Consider the following 16,156-nt stretch of genomic DNA (forward strand, 5'->3'; position numbering starts at 1 on the left):
GCACCACTGAATAACCTTTTTAGTCCGGGGTCAGGATTTTGAGACCTACGATCCCGGCAACGATCAAAAGAAGGCAGAGCACCCTCGCGACATCCCGCGATTCCCCAAGCACGAGGATGCCGATGATAATCGTCCCTACTGCACCGATCCCGGTCCAGATCGCATATGCTGTTCCGACAGGCAGATCCTCCAGCGATTTTGAGAGAAGATAAAAACTTCCCGCCATCAGGGCAAGCGTGGCGAGGGAGGGATAAAGCTTCGTCCAGCCCTCCGTGTACTTGAGGCCGATAGCCCAGCCGGTCTCCATCAGGCCGGCAAGAATAAGAGTGATCCATGCAGTTGCCATAACTATTGCCTGGCTACGGATTCTCTCTGCTTGCGTTTATGAGTTCCGTCCCGGCGGAATTATATGGTTCCTGCATCCACATTCAAACGTTGATACCCATGGCCCTGGAAGTCTCCCGTGACAATGAAACCATCATTATCGTGATACCTTCTCGGTTTGATGCAAACAATGCACCGGATAGTGAAAAGGAGATCAAGACCCTGCTGGCGGGAAAACCCGCAAAGGTCGTGCTGGACTTCTCTGCAACGGACTATATCGCCAGCGCCGGCCTCCGCGTCCTCCTCGTCGTCACCCGCGACCAGATGAAAGCAGGGGGAAAAGTTGCCCTTGCCGGGATCCGTCCTCAGGTCCTTAAAGTCTTTGAGATGGCAGGGTTCACCAGCATCTTCACGATCTGTGCGAACCGTGATGAAGCGATACGGAAGATCTCCTGATATCCCGGAGTATTCCGCCATAAGGAATAACAACTATTTGGCAACGGATCCGGGGGAGAGGCCCGGATTTCCGCTCACTTTTTCTCGTCCGGTGCGGTTTCGCCCCTGAAATAATCCACCCATGCCTGGCGCGTCTCTTTCTGCATGAGGGTGCTCTTGAGGTTGAGCCAGAGGGCCACGATCACCAGCACGTAGGCAAGCGTCCGGATGACGATCAGGGGAAGTTCCAGCGATGCTGCAAGACCAGCGATCGTTGCTGCATGCGAGATCCCAAAAAGCCCGAATGCTGCGCCGATGAAGGCAGGAAGCCGCTCACCGCTCTTTTTGAAACAGAGGAAACCCAGGATAACGATGACAATGCACAGGACAAGGTTAACAAACGGGATGGACAACAGTTGCAGGACCATGATTCTGACCCGTATTGAGATGGGAACGGGAGAGGTATAAAAAATTGCGATTTTACCCCAGTAGGGATCAGAGCGGCTGCTCCCAAGTATGGCCGCAGTCTGAGCAGACGCAGACGACAATGGTCTTGTCATTGACCGTCTTGCAGTCAGTCCATTCCGTATTCTTGGAACCGCACTTCGGGCAGTTTGACATCTCTCACCCGGCCCGGGAAATATAGGTCATAGTATGTATGGGTATTATTAATAGCTCCGCTTCTGCCACACACAGGGTACGGTGCGGGGGCACCCGTTTTTAAAAAGGAATTATTCAGGAGTGATCTCAATGCTCTCGCTCGGGGCCAGAATCCTGACAGCGAGGTCTGTTGTCCGTTCGATGCCATTCTTCAGGACCACCGGATCAGCCTTGATCCGGTCCCAGGTATTGTAATGGATGGGGATGACAGTCTTTGCACCGATGAAGTTTGCCGCCATCATGGCCTCGGCAACGCCCATCGTGTACCGTCCCCCGATCGGGAGGAGTGCAACATCGGGATGGTACAACTCCCCGATCAGTTTCATGTCTGAGAAGAGGCCGGTGTCCCCGGCATGGTAGACCTTCACACCATCCATGCCGATCACAAAACCCGCCGGTGCACCACCCGAGAAACCCTCGCCGGCCTCCGCGATAAAGGTCGAGTGGAGTGCCGGGGTCATCGTGAACGATACCCCGTCAACAACCTGGGTGCCGCCGATGTTCATGCCCTCGACCGGGACCCCCTTCCCCTTCAGGTACTTTGCAATCTCCGTGATCGCGACCGTCTTTTTCCCCATCGCCACCGCTTCCCCCATGTGGTCGTCATGCCCGTGGGTGACGGCCACGAGGTCGGGGCTGGTGCCGGCAACACTGCCCCCTTCGATAAACGGATCAATGAGGACTTTTTTGGAGCCGGTGAGGAGGACGCAGGAATGGCCAAGCCAGGTGATTTGCATATATGCAGATCGGACTCCTCACGAATGAACCTTGCTCTTAAAAATCCTGAAAAGAGTGCGTGCGAACCGTCAGTACAAAAAAGGTTTTTACCGGGGATCCGGTCGTTATGTAACGTCTATCAGTTCCGCTTCCGTGATATCGATGGACTCGCCGAGGCTGTCGGCCGTGGCGCTCCGGGTCATCTGCTCGGAGAGGTCGCGGTCTTCCATGACATCCCGGATCCGGTCGATGTAAGGATCGATGGTCGGGTCTTCCTGCTCCTCGATTACGTGCCGGTACTCGCGGAGGGTCGAGGGGCTGACGCCGAGTTCCTCGGAGACCTCCTTCATGGTCTTGCCGGACTCGATGAGCACCTCCATCTGCTCCTTGTCAAAGGGCATCCGGAAGTCGAGGTCCCGGAAGAGCTTGAGCCGGACCCGGGCCCGGGCAACCGTCTTACTGAGCTTCTCGTCGCCGAGCTCGCGGGCGATCTCGGTGTCGTTCTTGCCTGCATAGAACGATGTGACAAGCTTTGCGAGCTGGATCGGCTTTAAGGAGGTCTTGAAGATCCCCTGCTCGATGATCTCCCTCATCACGAGAGCGACCTCGCGTTCGATCGCATCGCTGTCCCTCAGCGTGCCATGGATATTCTTCATGGGCTCGACAATCTTGGTCTTGCCCGACATGGAACTGAAGAGTTTCAACAAGTGTGCCTTTCGTTTGTCTTCGGTCATTGCATACCCCGTATTGGGATTAGGATATACAATACTTCGTCAACTATTTAATGCTATCTTTACGGCCCGTTTGACCAAAAGACGTATAAATCAGACTCGGTTTGGTCTGGTGCAGTAGTGCTGTTTGTGCCACAATTTCCCGGATCCGTGCAGGTTTTTCTCCTTCCGTCCCATGGATTGCGGTACGTTATCCTCCCGTACGAGAGTATCAGAGTCTTTTTGTCGCCGCCCGGTCAACATAAAGGGAGACAAGTATTCGTGATCATTATGAGCGACGTTTTCGAGAACGTGATGGAACTTGCCAAGCGCCGGGGTTTCATCTGGCCGACCTCCGAGTGTTACGGCGCCGTGGCAGGTTTTATCGACTACGGCCCGCTTGGGGCGATGATGAAACGGCGCATCGAGAATATCTGGCGGGATTTTTACGTGATCCGCGAGGGCTACTACGAGATCGAGTGCCCGACGATTGCGCAGGAAGCGGTCTTCATCGCCTCGGGCCACGTGGCCGGCTTTGCCGACAAGATGTGCCAATGCCCGCACTGCAAGGAGTACCTCCGGGCAGACCATGTTGCCGAAGGCGGCGGGGTCCAGAACGCATCCACGATGAAGAACGAGGAGCTCGCGGCGGCCCTTGCCACCTGTAAGTGCCTTGCCTGCGAGGAAGTGCTCGGAAAGGTCGAGGTCTTCGGGTTCAACCTGATGTTCAGGACCTCTATTGGCCCCGGCTCCCAGCGGGTCGGCTACCTCCGGCCCGAGACGGCGCAGGGGATGTTCGTGGACTTTACCCGGCTCCTCCGGTTCTACCGCGACAAGCTCCCGTTTGGGGCAGTCCAGATCGGCAAGTCCTACCGGAACGAGATCTCCCCCCGGCAGGGCATGATCCGGCTCCGCGAATTCACGCAGGCCGAGGCCGAGATTTTCGTCCACCCCGACGAGAAGAACAAGCACCCCCGGTTTTCACGGTACGCGGACTACAGCATGCCGCTCCTCACGTACGTGCAGCAGCAGAAGGGAGAAGAGGCAGTGACCATGACCATGCAGGAGGCAGTGGACAAGGGCGTGATCGCGAACCAGTACCTCGCCTACTACGTGGCCTTAACGCACGAGATGCTCACCACGATCGGAATCAAACCCGAGCGGCTCCGCTTCCGCCAGCACCTCCCCGAAGAGCGGGCGCACTATGCAACCGACTGCTGGGATGCCGAGATCCGCTCCGACCGCTTCGGCTGGGTCGAGACCGTGGGCCTCGCGGACCGGACCAACTACGACCTGAACGCCCACGCCAAGGAGAGCGGCACCCCGATGACAGTCTTCATCCAGTATGCCGAGCCGAGGAAAGTCCCGCGCCGGCGGATCGTCCCGAACATGGGGGTGCTCGGGAAGCAGTACCGGGACAAGGCAAAGAAGATCTTCGCAGCGCTTGCAGAGTCGATACCCGAAAAGGACGGCGTCGATGTGGACGTGGACGGCGAGATCATCCACATCCCGCCCGACCTGTACGAAGTGAAGGATGAGATCGTGGACATCCGGGGCGAGGACATCGTCCCGCACGTGGTCGAGCCCAGTTACGGCATCGACCGGATGTGCTATGCCGTGCTCGAACAGGCGTACGACGAGGACACCGCGGACGGCGAGACCCGGACGGTCATGCGCTTTGCCCCCTGCGTGGCACCGGTGCAGGTCGCGGTCTTCCCGCTGATGACCCGCGACGGCCTTGACACCATCGCCCTGGACATCACGCACGCGTTCCACCGGAAAGGGATCCAGGCGGAGTACGACGACAGCGGCGCAATCGGCCGGCGCTACCGGCGGCAGGACGAGATCGGCACGCCGTTTGCGGTCACGGTCGATTATGATACGAAAGAGAACAACACCGTCACCCTCAGGGACCGGGATTCGATGAAGCAGGTCCGGGTGGCTATCGATAAACTCCCCGAGACGCTGTCACTGCTGATCGATGGCAGCGTGAAGTTTGAGGACGCGAACTAATTTTTTAGCCGGGTTGTTCAAAGGATGATGCCCGGCGGCACTCTGGCAGCGGCAAGCACGCAGAGTCTCATATCGTTCTGGCCGATCTTCCCCTTGTAATAATGCCCGCGCTCGTTGGCCGTGAGGATGGCTGTATATAATTCCCGGTAATCGGCGCGCGAAACCTTACCAGCGGTATCGTACCCTGAATCGACGAGTACCCGCGCAAAGTTCGCTCCAACCCATTTAATCCGGCACACATCGGCAAGCTTTGCCAGTTCAAGGATCCGGCCGGGCGGGATTCCGGTTGTTTTAGCAAGTTCGGTGCGCAAGGCACCCGTTGCTGCTGCATTGAACACCTGCATGGTATCGGATATTCCAATGCTTCTGAGTCTTTCAATATCCTGTTTTCCAAGCGATGGGATTGTATCAAGCTTGACCGGCTTTGGCAGGATGCTGCCGAGCTCGCGCCTGAAATTGGCCAGATATTCTTCCGGCAGGCCGGTCTTTTCTGCAAAAGCCGCAAGTTTTTTCGGTGTTTTCAGTTCGGTAAGCAAAACATCCAGGGTTCTGATACCGTGATCCCTGAGGCACTTGAGCCTGCCGGGGACGTCTTCGCCAAGGTTTTTCCGGCTCGGGATCATCGATGCAAGTTTCAGGTCCTCCGTGAAATCATCAATAGCGATATCCTTCAGGTTGCGGTGGTACTGCGGTTTCATGAGTGTGCCCGTTTTATTTTTCTGATTATTTCAGTAGAAGGGAATATAAGAGTTTTCAGAATGCCCCCGTTACCGGCACTTAGACGGTAAAGACGGGAGCGGCTGCTTTCAGCTGTCCAACTTTCCCTCTCTCCACAATCCCCTTATTACCCAGGCCCACCAACTCTCTCACAACCAATGGCATTCATCAGCCATCCGTTAATCAAGCCGGAATCGATCGAGTCGCGGGAGTACCAGCTCTCCATCGCGATGCGGGCGCTGGACGGGAACACGATGGTGATCCTCCCCACGGGCCTCGGGAAGACCGCGGTCGCGCTGCTCGTGGCGGCATCCCGGATCCACAACGAAGGCGGGAGAGTGCTGATGCTCGCCCCGACAAAGCCGCTCGTGGAGCAGCACCTCCGCTACTTCGAACGCTACCTGCTGGCCAAGAGCCCGGCCGGAGACGATGCCTCCGCCTCCCCGTTTGCGATGTTCACGGGCGAGGCGCCTCCCGATGAGCGCACTGCCGACTGGAACCGGGCATCGGTTATCCTCGCCACCCCGCAGGTGATAAAAAACGACATTATCGCCGGGCGCTACACGCTCTCCGATGTCACGCTGCTCGTGGTGGACGAATGCCACCGTGCTGTGGGGAACTATGCCTACGTCTTCCTTGCACAGCGCTATATGGCAACGGCCGATAAGCCCCTCATCCTCGCCATGACCGCTTCACCCGGCGGGGCGCAGGAGAAGGTACAGGAAGTCTGCGCCAACCTCGGGATCGCCCACGTCGAGACAAGGACAGAGAACGATCCGGATGTCCGGCCCTATGTCTTCGAGCGCGAGCTCGAGTATGTCACAATCGACCTTCCTCCTGATCTGAAGGCTGCGATCCAGACCATCAACGCCCTCATCGAAGACCGTCTCGGGGTCCTTGCTTCGCTCCACTTCTCCGTACCGAAGCGGGAGAAACTCTCCATGCGGGAACTCTCGGCCATCAACGCCCAGATCCAGCAGAGGATCGCAAACCGCGACTCTGCCGCCTTTTCCGCAGCCTCGGTGTACGCGGAACTGATGAAGCTTAAGCACGCCGTCGTGCTCGCGGAATCGCAAGGGAGCGAGGTGCTCAAAGGATACCTCGCAAAACTCTACGCAGAGGGAACAGGGGCAGGAGGGAGCAAGGCCAGCCAGCGGCTCGTGCAGGATCGCTCGTTCCGCGAACTCTTCGAGCGCTCGGTTGAGTGGCCCCGCGAGCTTCACCCGAAGCCTGAGGTTGCCCTCGGCCTTGTCCGGCAGCAGCTTACAGATTCCCCCAACAGCCGGATCATCATCTTTGCAACCTACCGCGATACCGTGCAGCTCCTCGTTGACTACCTGGCAAAGCACGGGATCGATAGCGAACGGTTCGTGGGGCAGGCAACAAAAGATGCTGAGAAGGGCCTCTCGCAGAAGATGCAGATCGCGGCCCTGACCCGGTTCCGGGAAGGAGTGTTCAAGGTGCTGGTCGCCACTTCGGTTGGTGAGGAGGGGCTCGATGTCCCCTCAACCGACCTCGTCATATTCTACGAGGCAGTCCCGTCCGAGATCCGGTCCATCCAGCGCAAAGGGAGGACCGGCCGCTCGGGAGCAGGGCGAGTCGTCGTCCTGGTCACTAAAGGTACATCCGACGAAGTCTTCCGGCACGTCAGCACGGCAAAAGAGAAGATGATGCACAAGAGCATGCGGTCCCTCAATCGAGCGCTCTCCCCGCCACGGAAGATCCCGCTTGCCGTGGAACAGGCAAGCATCGAAGAGTTTACCCCGCAGGGGATAAAGATCGTCATCGACGATCGCGAGACCTCCTCGAAAGTTGTCGAGGTGCTCTCCACCATGGGAGCCGCGATCCGGCTCGAACGGCTCCCGCAGGGAGACTATGCCATCGGTGACCGGATCCTTGTTGAGCGCAAGACTGCAAAGGACTTTGCCGACACGCTCATCAACCGTGACCTCCTCGGCCAGCTCAAGGCCATGGCCGACACCGTGCCCCGCCCAATCCTGATTGTCGAGGGCGGCGATATCTTCACCCAGCGCGATATCAACCCGAATGCCATCCGGGGCGTCCTCTCCGCAATCACCATCGACCTCGGGATCACCCTGCTCTTCACGAAGGACGAACAGGACACCGCCCAGATGCTGTACGTTATCGCAAAGCGCGAAGAGGGGGAGCGGGGCGAACGCAAGCTGCACCCGCACAAATCCCACCGCTCGGTGAGAGAGGAACAGGAGTATGTTGTCTCGGCATTCCCGGAGATCGGGCTGAAGAATGCCCGGCTCCTACTTGCGCATTTTGGTTCGGTGCAGGGTATTGTGAATGCTTCTTTAGAAGAACTGATGGCGGTGCAGGGAATTGGGGAGAAGACGGCGGGCCGGATCTATGAGGTGTGCCGGAGGGAATACCGGAAGTGAGGGGCCGCCCACATTTTCTTCATGGAAATTGCGATGCCTGCCACCGGTTCGAAGGCCACAGAAGTTTTTCTTGAACCATCTCTGATGTGGAGAAACCTCATCAGGTAACAATGGGGGGGTCTCCGGCAGACCCCCCACCGTTTCCGGAAAAACCTGTGGAGACCCCCCGGTCCGGGGACGGGGGAGGTATCCGTGAGACCCCTCCCCCCCTTTGGCCGGATCAGACCCCCCCTGATCATTTTTGAGTAGGTGTTCCCACTTCCTTTTCCGTCAGCAATATATCAGAAACAGCCTCCCGGATATCTGTGCAATAGTACGTACATCCCATTTTTGGGGAGGGGGGTGTCCGGCATACCCCCCTCCCACTTTGCAGGCTAAATCGATCATACCCCCCACCCATGGATCAGGGGGGTATACCATAATCCCCCTGCTGATACCGGATTTTTTCCTGATATACCTGTGCCCATCGTTCAACGAAAGAGAATCTTACGGAGAACAACAGAGAGTAAGGGAAAAATTTGGCATCTGCTAAGGAAGAGGGGGGTATGCAGCTGACCCCCCCGCCATTTTTTTGGAGAAGGTCCCCCGGGATTTCCCGACAGCGCTGCCATTCTGGTATCAGCAGGAGTATTCACCGGACATTATCAGAAAATGGAGGGAATGTGCAGGAAACGTTCTGAAAAAGAGAGATTGGGTATCTTAAAAAATTACAGCCGGCACAAAATCTCGAGCGCCTCGGTCCCTGCCTTCACGGCCTGCATCAGGGAGAGGACGTTTTCAGGATCCTTCTCGTTGTGGATCCGCTCGCAGAGCGCGTGGATGGTCATCGCCAGCTCCTCGAAAAGCAGACCGCCCTCCTCGTCCCCGCAGGTGCAGGGTTCGGCATCGTGATCCACACCGCACCCGCAGGTAGTGGAATGGACATGCCCGGCAGCAGGAGGGGCAGCAGCAGCGGGCTTCTTTTCTGCGCCCTTCTCTGTCTCATTCTCCGCGCAGACCACACAGAGCGTCTTTCCCTTCACCTCGAAGAGCGGGCACCCGCAGGTTTTGCAGGTCTTCTCGAGCATCTTACCCCCTTTGAGGAGGTATCCGGCCATAATCTCGTCTTCCTTTCGTGGAGCCATAGGATCACCGTCTGGTCGTTATTTAAACTATATATGCCGGTTCCGCATATTAACTACAGGTACACAGGTAAGCAGGCGATACTATGGCAAATGCTGACAAGACAATGGAAAACTGTATCCTGATGCTGCAGCACATCCAGGAAGACAGTTCAATACCGAGAAATATCCGGCGGGTCGCTGACGAGACCCGCGCCATGCTCTTAAACAACAACAAGGCAATGGGGCTGCGCGCAGCAGAAGCCATTTCCAAGATTGACGAGATCTCCAACGACCCCAATATGCCCATTCACGCGCGGACCCGCATCTGGGAACTCGTCTCCCAGCTCGAGACCATCCCGCTGGACTGACACCCCATCACTGTTTTTCCCGCGTCCTTTCAGGGGAGCGGAGGCTTTACCAAAACAACGGAACGCTCAGGTCTCTTTCCTGAGCTGATCCTTGATCTCGCGGATATCCCGCCGCATCTCGTCAGAGTAGGGCGAGAACCGGTAACTCAGGTTGTTCTCCACTTGCCAGAACCCTATCTTCTCGTCGTAATGCCCGATGAGGTAACAGATGATGACATACCCGGGAATCGAGAGTGCGATGACCTCCGGCATGGTCAGCCCAAGGTGGATCCAGAAGAAGTCCTCGAAGAGCTTGGCGTTCGCCGTGATGATACCGAAGTTAAGCACGATCTGGGTCCACGATGTTCCCCGCACGTACCGCTGCTTGAAGAGTGCCAGGTTGTACAGGAGCCCGTGATTCTCTGTCATGGATACTTCTTTTTGGCAGGATAAGAAATCCTTTCTTGTCAAGGTAACATGGTGCCCCTACGCAGCCGGCAATCCGTGGGAAAGCGGAATGCTGTACGGGACCCCCGCGCATGAACCACATTACCGCTCCACGACGGACTCCTCAGCCTGCCGGGCCGGGCAGAAGTTGCAGATAGAGTAAAAGACATCCTTTTCCTTGTCCCGGATCAGGCAGTAATAGTCGCTTCCCCGCTGTTCCACCGTAAAACCGCCGGGGAAGGGCATGCCCACCGGGTGCCCCGGCTCCTCAAGGACGAACATCGTGAACGCGGCAACCAGGTAATAGAAGAACCGGTTCTTGGGATTCTGGAAATAAGGGTTCCGTTCGCCCGCATCGTTCCACGCATAAAGGCCCGAAGGGAGCATGGTGCAGAACGCCTCGAACCGCTCCCGGTCCCGGATCGGGCCGGTGAGCCGGCAGAATGCCCCGCTCCGGTACATGGAGAGGAGGCGGTGATGGGCACTGAAGAGCTGGTCCCGGAAATACGGGGCAACGGCCTCGCGGTACGGCGACGGGAGCTTCTCGATCTCGGCATTCAGCCGGCCGCCGATGATCTGGAGGTCGAAGAGGGAGTACTTCCCTGCTTCGGATGCCAGGATTTCCCCGAGTTCCCCCCTGGTGCGGGCGGAGCGGAGTCGTTCTGCGATCACCCGTACATGATCCGGAGTGTTGTATTCTTCTTCCTCGGAGATGAATGAGGTCATTGCTGTCTCTTCTGTACAGTCATTGACACCGCAACCGCATAAAAAAACCGGTCTCCCCAGTCCAACTCCCGCCCGATAGACGTATCAGGTACGGGGCCAATTGCTCATCAGCGGTTCAGCGAACCTTTTCTGAGGCCTTGTCTATGGGAGAATACCAAAAGTATCTGGCAGAACTCCTGGGAACGTTTATCCTTGTTTTCATCGGCACCGGTGCGGCAGTTATCACCGGAAAAACCCTTGGTGTCCGGGGCATTGCATTCGCATTGGGGTTGCAGTACTTGTAATGATGGACTATGCAATCGGTCCGATATCGGGATGCCATATCAATCCCGCTGTGACAATTGCGATGCTCGCCAACGGGAAGACCCCCCCAAAGGATGCCGTCATCTATATTGTAGTACAGTGTATTGGTGCAGTGATTGCATCGGCCCTGCTGCTCCTGATCCTGACCGGGAACCCCGCGTACAATATTGCCGCCAACGGCCTCGGGCAGAGCGGGTATGGGAGCGCCTCGCTGGGCGGGTATTCGGTTGTATCCTGTTTCATTGCCGAACTGGTCCTTACCTTCATCTTCCTGATGGTCATATTCTCCGCCACCAGCAAGGCCGCACCAGCGGGCTTTGCCGGCATTGCCATCGGTCTTGGCCTCTTCATCATCCATCTCTTCGGTATCATGGTCAGCGGGGCATCGGCCAACCCTGCACGGAGCCTTGGTCCCGCCCTCCTTGTCGGGGGCACTGCCCTTGGCCAGCTCTGGTTGTATATCGTCGCGCCGGTCATCGGGGCCATCATCGCGGCACTGGTGTGGAAACACCTGTTCAGAAACGGTGCAGCGCTCGGATAATCCCCCTTTTCCGGACAAGGCCGGTCCTCCGCATTACGATATTCCGGCATCCTTTTTTACCTCCCGCTCACCATATGATCCTTGATCCATGGATCTCCTTTCCATCGTCCTCATCGTGGCAGGTCTCTGTCTCTTCGAGACCATAACGAGCATTGACAACGCCATCATCAATGCCGAGGTCCTCTCGACCATGAGCGAGCGGGCGAAGCGCTGGTTCCTCCTCTGGGGCCTCATCATCGCCGTCTTTGCCGTGCGCGGCCTCCTGCCCTGGCTGATCGTCTGGCTCTCGTCACCGGCGCTCGGGCCCGTCGGGGCGTTCATGGCCACCTTCTCAAGCGACCCGGCCGTGATCGCGGCCATTGAGGAATCCGCCCCCATGCTCCTGATATTCGGCGGGACATTCCTCATATTCCTCTTCTTCCACTGGCTCTTTTTAGAGCACAAGAACTTCGGCCTCCGGGGTGAGCGGTTCTTTGTCCGGCAGGGCGTCTGGTTCTTTGCGGTCGTCTCGTTACTCCTGACCGGGCTCGTCTGGTTCGCCCTCGGGAAGAGCACGATGCTGGCGTTTGGTGCGGTGGTCGGGTCGACTGCATTCTTTATTGTCCACGGGTTCCGGCAGAACGCCGAGCAGGCCGAGCAAAAGATGCTGCATGGAGACATGTCGGATCTGTCCAAGATCTTCTACCTTGAAGTGATCGATGCGACCTTCTCGATCGACGGCGTCATCGGGGCGTTCGCCTTCACGATGGCAGTCCCCCTCATCCTTCTCGGCAACGGCCTCGGGGCCTTCGTGGTCCGGGAACTGACCGTCAGGAACGTCGAGAATATCAGGAAGTACCTGTATCTCAAGAACGGGGCGATGTACTCGATCTTCTTCCTCGGCATCATCATGATCCTGGACAGTTTCGGCGTTCACATCCCGTTCTGGATCTCCCCGGCCATAACCTTCGGTATCGTCGGATTCTTCTATGTAAAATCGGTTAAGGCGATCGCAAAGACTGCATGAGGGGATCCACCCGGATGAAGGGGGCCATGTCATTGCTCTCTGCCTGCGACAGGCTCACGCATGGGAGAGAGAAGATATCAGGCAGGGGGTAAGGGGATGGTGCCGTTCACGGGCCGGGGCGGGATCCGAAGATTATTTTTTAACCCACCCGTTGACAACGATCCCGTCGATGACCGGGTTCCCGTACAGGTTGCTGATGATCCCCTCCAGGATCCGGGGGGACCCGTCCTCGCACTTCACGGGAAGGTTCACGGCGCGGACCATGCCCGGGGTCGTTAAGACCTCCTCAAGCACCTGCCGGAAGACCGGCAGGCTTTCTTCTGTGAGGATGACGGAGAACGGCTTTCCTACGATGCATTCCGGGTCATAGCCGAGATACCGCGTGATCGAGGGGCTCTCGTGCCGGAGGGTCCCGTCGCGGTCCAGGACCGCAATCACATCGGAGGTGTCCTCGATGAGCGAGCGAAAGAACTCCTCGTTCTGCCGGGATTGCTCTTCCAGCGTCTTCTGGGCCGTAATGTCCCGGATCGATATCGCAAAGAGGACGACATCTCCCTCGGGGGATGTAACCGGGTAGATCGCTGCATCGAACCAGCGGTTGTGGAACTCCTCCTGGAACCGGACCGGCTCCTTCTGGTTCGTGTTGAGGTTCCATGCAGCCATGCGGGACGAGAGGATCCCCTGCGTGACCAGCCGGGCGATATCGGTCCCGATGAAGTCGCGGACATCCCTGCCGGCTTTTTTTGCAAGGGCCTGGTTGACGGCAAGGAATTTCCCGCGGGGATCGATCAGGAAGAGGAAGTCATCGGTTGCATCGAGGATCACGCGGGTGGTCTCCTCGCTGATCCTGAGGGCATGTTCCATGGCGTACTTGTACAGGGCCATCTCAATGGTTGTCTTGAGCTCCAGCTCCCGGAACGGTTTTAAAATATACCCAAACGGCTCGGTCAGCTTGGCTTTGGCGAGGAACGAGTCGTCGCTGTACGCTGTCAGGTACACGACCGGAATGTGACAGTGCCGGCGGATCTTGTCGGCAGCTTCGATGCCGTTCATCCTGCCGGCCAGCATGATGTCCATCAGGATAAGGTCAGGGTGCAGCTCCGCAGCCTTGCGTACGGCAAGCTCTCCGGTTGTGGCAACGGCAACAACGGAATACCCCATCTCCACAAGGCTCTTTCTGATATCCATCCCGGTAACGGCCTCGTCTTCGACAATCAGGATCTTGGCTTCACTCATTCTCTATTCCCCCGCTATCTCTTTTGTGAACTCGATTCGGAACTCCGTTCCCCCGATTCGGTCCAGTGCTATCGTCCCGACCAGCTGCCCGACAAGCGAGATAACCAGCTGGAGGCCCAGCGTCTCGATATTGTCAAGGCCGATGGTCTCCGGAAGGCCGATCCCGTCATCCCTGACGATAAGCGTGTACCGGTCGCCGTCCTGCCCGAGGCTCACGAGGATGGTCCCGGTCCGGTCCCCGGGATAGGCATACTTGAATGCATTGGAGAGGAGCTCGTTGATGATCAGGCTGACAGGGATGGCTTTCTCCAGAGGCAGGATGACATTCTGGCCTTGGATATCCACCCTGATCTTGCCTCTCGGCACTCCGTATGACTGCAACAGGTTTTCGGAGATCTTTTTCAGGTAATCATGGAAATCGATCTCGGCAAAACTTTTTGACTGGTACAGTTTCTCGTGGACGAGGGCAATGGACATGACCCGGTTCTGGCTCTCCAGGAGCGCCTCCCTGCTCTTTTCGTCCTTGAGCAGTTTGATCTGGAGGTTTAAGAGGCTTGAAATCACCTGCATGTTGTTCTTGACACGGTGGTGGATCTCTTTTAAAAGCGTCTCCTTCTCCTTTAAGGATGCCGCTACGGCGTTCTGCAGGTTCTTTCTCTCCGTGATGTTCCGGGCAATCCCGGAATAACCGGTGTACGCGTTCTCCTTATCAAAGGTCGGTGTTGCATTGATCTCATAGAGGACGGTTTTGCTATTTCCCGGTGAAAGGAGCGGGAACTCAAATCCTGCAATCAGGTCATGGGTGGGGGCAGATGGATCCAGGAGCCTGCGGATCTGGTCGCGGTACTCCGCGGGTGCTACATCAATAATATTGATGGTATCCTGCAACCTGCCACTCTCCTCAAGCGCGTGGGGACTGATGTACGTGATCAGGCCGGACGGATCAACATGGAAGACGATATCGCCGATCTGCTCGACCAGGGTACGGTACTTCTCCTCGCTTGCAAGAAGCGCTTCCATGACACGGTTCTTCTCGGCAATCTCCTTCTGAAGGCTCTCGGTAAGCTCACTCAGCTCGCGTGTCCGTTCCTTCACCTTATGCTCAAGGCCGGAGTATGCCTCTTTTAAGGCAGATTCCTGCTTTTTCTGTTCTGTCAGGTCGATAACAACACCGCGGATCCCGGTGATGCTCTGGCTCTTCCAGTCATGGATGGCAGCCGAGCGGATTATGGCAGGGAATCGTGAACCGTCTTTTTTCATCAGGGTATATTCATGGGGGCTGCGTTCCCTGCCGCGGAAGAGTTCCACGACACCCTGCTTTGCAGCCTCACGCTCCTCGGGAACGATATAGTCCAGAATATTGATGCCGTTCACGATATCGGCAGCTGTAATCCCGAATGTCGGGTAGGTGAGGCGGTTGGCAAAGGTGGCCCGGCCCTCGCGGTCGGTCTCGAATACCATGATGGGAAGGAAATCCGCAAGGGTCCGGTACTTCTCCTCACTTGCAAGAAGCGCAGACTCCATCTGCTTCCGGTCCGTCACATCATGGAGCACCCCCTCGATGGCAACGGGGTTTCCCCCGGTGTCCCGCAGGATATGGCTTGTGACCGACACATCCCGGGGAACACCGTCCTTGTTCTGCAGGATGATCTCGTAATCGTGGACCGAGCCGTTCAGCAGGAGCTCTTCGACAAGCTGCTGCCTCTGTTCCGGGTCCGGGTAGAGATCCAGGACGGAATGGCCGATGAGCTCAGCAGGGTCATACCCGGTCAGTTTCAGGCAGGATGGAGAGAGTGCCTGGATAATCCCCTGCATGTCGGTCTTGTAATACAGGTCATCGAACGTCTCGAAGATGGCGCGGTACTTCTCCTCACTTTTCCTCAGGGCTTCTTCGGTCCGGCGGCGGTTCACGACCTGCTCGATCTTGTGCGTGAGGTCGAGGAACATTGCCTTTGGGTTGCCGCCCTTGGCAAGGTAAAAGTCAGCGCCGGAATTGTAGGCCTCGATGACGGCATCCTCACGGCCTTTCCCGGTGAAGATGATGAAGGGGACCGTGTTGCCTTCCGTTCTCAGCTGTCGCAGGAATTCGATGCCATCGGTACCGGGCATCTGGTAATCGGAGACGATGACATCATAGTTGTTCTTCTCCATCATCTCCCGTGCAGAGCGGACATTCGTTGTCGTATCCACAGAAAGCCGACCCTGCTTCTCAAGAGAGAGTTTTGTCGGTTCAAGGAGGGCAGGCTCATCGTCAACGTACAGGACAGAGATAGGCAGGCCGGTGCCGGGCTCATCGTTCTCCGGCATGAGATGGGTGCCATGCGCGGGATCTGCAAGGCGCTTCTGCCTCCTGCTGTGGGACTCCATCTGCCGGCCTTCCTGATACGTGAATACACTAGTAAGTACGTATATAAAATTTGTTGTCGTACCCCTGAACCGATTCCCTCAATTGAGGGACACCGA

At 57.2% G+C, this 16,156-nt stretch carries 18 protein-coding genes; 7 read left to right on the plus strand and 11 right to left on the minus strand.

Going from position 1 to position 16,156, the window contains the following annotated elements:
• Positions 1 to 19: 19 nt before the first annotated feature.
• Positions 20 to 346, minus strand: a complete 327-nt coding sequence (locus tag METFOR_RS10830) for a DMT family transporter (RefSeq protein WP_015286181.1) — start codon at positions 344 to 346, stop codon at positions 20 to 22.
• Between the two features lie 98 nt (positions 347 to 444).
• On the opposite strand from METFOR_RS10830, the gene METFOR_RS10835 reads away from it, so the two are divergent.
• Entirely contained in the window at positions 445 to 780 is a 336-nt protein-coding gene (locus METFOR_RS10835) for an STAS domain-containing protein (RefSeq protein WP_015286182.1), read from the plus strand.
• A 74-nt stretch (positions 781 to 854) separates the two neighbouring features.
• Here the strand turns inward: METFOR_RS10835 and METFOR_RS10840 are convergent, their stop codons facing one another.
• The 4 genes from METFOR_RS10840 to METFOR_RS10850 form a co-directional block, all read right to left on the minus strand.
• Positions 855 to 1,187, minus strand: a complete 333-nt coding sequence (locus tag METFOR_RS10840; protein ID WP_015286183.1) for a hypothetical protein — start codon at positions 1,185 to 1,187, stop codon at positions 855 to 857.
• A gap of 67 nt (positions 1,188 to 1,254) precedes the next feature.
• Positions 1,255 to 1,380 carry a hypothetical protein gene (locus METFOR_RS16065; RefSeq protein WP_015286184.1) on the minus strand — a complete coding sequence of 42 codons (126 nt, stop codon included), beginning with the start codon at positions 1,378 to 1,380 and terminating at the stop codon, positions 1,255 to 1,257.
• Positions 1,381 to 1,490: 110 nt separating this feature from the next.
• Positions 1,491 to 2,156 carry a metal-dependent hydrolase gene (locus METFOR_RS10845; RefSeq protein WP_015286185.1) on the minus strand — a complete coding sequence of 222 codons (666 nt, stop codon included), beginning with the start codon at positions 2,154 to 2,156 and terminating at the stop codon, positions 1,491 to 1,493.
• A 105-nt stretch (positions 2,157 to 2,261) separates the two neighbouring features.
• Positions 2,262 to 2,870 carry a hypothetical protein gene (locus METFOR_RS10850; RefSeq protein WP_015286186.1) on the minus strand — a complete coding sequence of 203 codons (609 nt, stop codon included), beginning with the start codon at positions 2,868 to 2,870 and terminating at the stop codon, positions 2,262 to 2,264.
• A 267-nt stretch (positions 2,871 to 3,137) separates the two neighbouring features.
• Between METFOR_RS10850 and glyS the strand changes: the two genes are divergently transcribed.
• Positions 3,138 to 4,859 (plus strand): glycine--tRNA ligase, encoded by a 1,722-nt coding sequence (gene glyS / locus METFOR_RS10855; RefSeq protein WP_015286187.1) that lies wholly within the window; start codon positions 3,138 to 3,140, stop codon positions 4,857 to 4,859.
• 17 nt (positions 4,860 to 4,876) lie between these two features.
• On the opposite strand, the gene METFOR_RS10860 is transcribed toward glyS, so the two are convergent.
• Complete coding sequence (locus METFOR_RS10860; protein WP_015286188.1) at positions 4,877 to 5,557, minus strand: DUF4332 domain-containing protein; 681 nt, start codon at positions 5,555 to 5,557, stop codon at positions 4,877 to 4,879.
• Between the two features lie 177 nt (positions 5,558 to 5,734).
• On the opposite strand from METFOR_RS10860, the gene METFOR_RS10865 reads away from it, so the two are divergent.
• The gene (locus tag METFOR_RS10865) at positions 5,735 to 7,984 is read left to right on the plus strand and encodes a DEAD/DEAH box helicase (protein WP_015286189.1); all 2,250 of its coding nucleotides are present in this window, start codon (positions 5,735 to 5,737) and stop codon (positions 7,982 to 7,984) included.
• A gap of 707 nt (positions 7,985 to 8,691) precedes the next feature.
• On the opposite strand, the gene METFOR_RS10870 is transcribed toward METFOR_RS10865, so the two are convergent.
• Positions 8,692 to 9,108, minus strand: coding sequence for an Sjogren's syndrome/scleroderma autoantigen 1 family protein (locus METFOR_RS10870; protein WP_015286190.1), 417 nt, complete (start codon positions 9,106 to 9,108; stop codon positions 8,692 to 8,694).
• Positions 9,109 to 9,191: 83 nt separating this feature from the next.
• On the opposite strand from METFOR_RS10870, the gene METFOR_RS10875 reads away from it, so the two are divergent.
• Entirely contained in the window at positions 9,192 to 9,455 is a 264-nt protein-coding gene (locus METFOR_RS10875; RefSeq protein ID WP_015286191.1) for a UPF0147 family protein, read from the plus strand.
• Between the two features lie 66 nt (positions 9,456 to 9,521).
• Here the strand turns inward: METFOR_RS10875 and METFOR_RS10880 are convergent, their stop codons facing one another.
• Positions 9,522 to 9,863, minus strand: a complete 342-nt coding sequence (locus METFOR_RS10880; protein WP_015286192.1) for a hypothetical protein — start codon at positions 9,861 to 9,863, stop codon at positions 9,522 to 9,524.
• A 120-nt stretch (positions 9,864 to 9,983) separates the two neighbouring features.
• Positions 9,984 to 10,607 (minus strand): DUF2115 domain-containing protein, encoded by a 624-nt coding sequence (locus METFOR_RS10885; RefSeq protein ID WP_015286193.1) that lies wholly within the window; start codon positions 10,605 to 10,607, stop codon positions 9,984 to 9,986.
• Positions 10,608 to 10,750: 143 nt separating this feature from the next.
• On the opposite strand from METFOR_RS10885, the gene METFOR_RS15835 reads away from it, so the two are divergent.
• From METFOR_RS15835 to METFOR_RS10895, 3 genes are all read left to right on the plus strand, one after another.
• Entirely contained in the window at positions 10,751 to 10,891 is a 141-nt protein-coding gene (locus METFOR_RS15835; protein WP_199483988.1) for a hypothetical protein, read from the plus strand.
• Complete coding sequence (locus METFOR_RS10890; protein WP_199483989.1) at positions 10,891 to 11,451, plus strand: aquaporin; 561 nt, start codon at positions 10,891 to 10,893, stop codon at positions 11,449 to 11,451. The genes METFOR_RS15835 and METFOR_RS10890 overlap by 1 nt, the downstream gene beginning before the upstream one ends.
• An 88-nt stretch (positions 11,452 to 11,539) precedes the next feature.
• Positions 11,540 to 12,457, plus strand: coding sequence for a DUF475 domain-containing protein (locus tag METFOR_RS10895; RefSeq protein ID WP_015286194.1), 918 nt, complete (start codon positions 11,540 to 11,542; stop codon positions 12,455 to 12,457).
• A 132-nt stretch (positions 12,458 to 12,589) separates the two neighbouring features.
• Here the strand turns inward: METFOR_RS10895 and METFOR_RS14645 are convergent, their stop codons facing one another.
• Both METFOR_RS14645 and METFOR_RS14650 read right to left on the minus strand, forming a co-directional pair.
• Positions 12,590 to 13,693, minus strand: a complete 1,104-nt coding sequence (locus METFOR_RS14645; protein WP_015286195.1) for a PAS domain S-box protein — start codon at positions 13,691 to 13,693, stop codon at positions 12,590 to 12,592.
• Between the two features lie 3 nt (positions 13,694 to 13,696).
• Positions 13,697 to 16,060, minus strand: coding sequence for a response regulator (locus tag METFOR_RS14650; RefSeq protein WP_015286196.1), 2,364 nt, complete (start codon positions 16,058 to 16,060; stop codon positions 13,697 to 13,699).
• Positions 16,061 to 16,156: the final 96 nt, after the last annotated feature.

The sequence above is a fragment of the Methanoregula formicica SMSP genome, assembly GCF_000327485.1.
In the GTDB taxonomy this organism is placed as follows: domain Archaea; phylum Halobacteriota; class Methanomicrobia; order Methanomicrobiales; family Methanospirillaceae; genus Methanoregula; species Methanoregula formicica.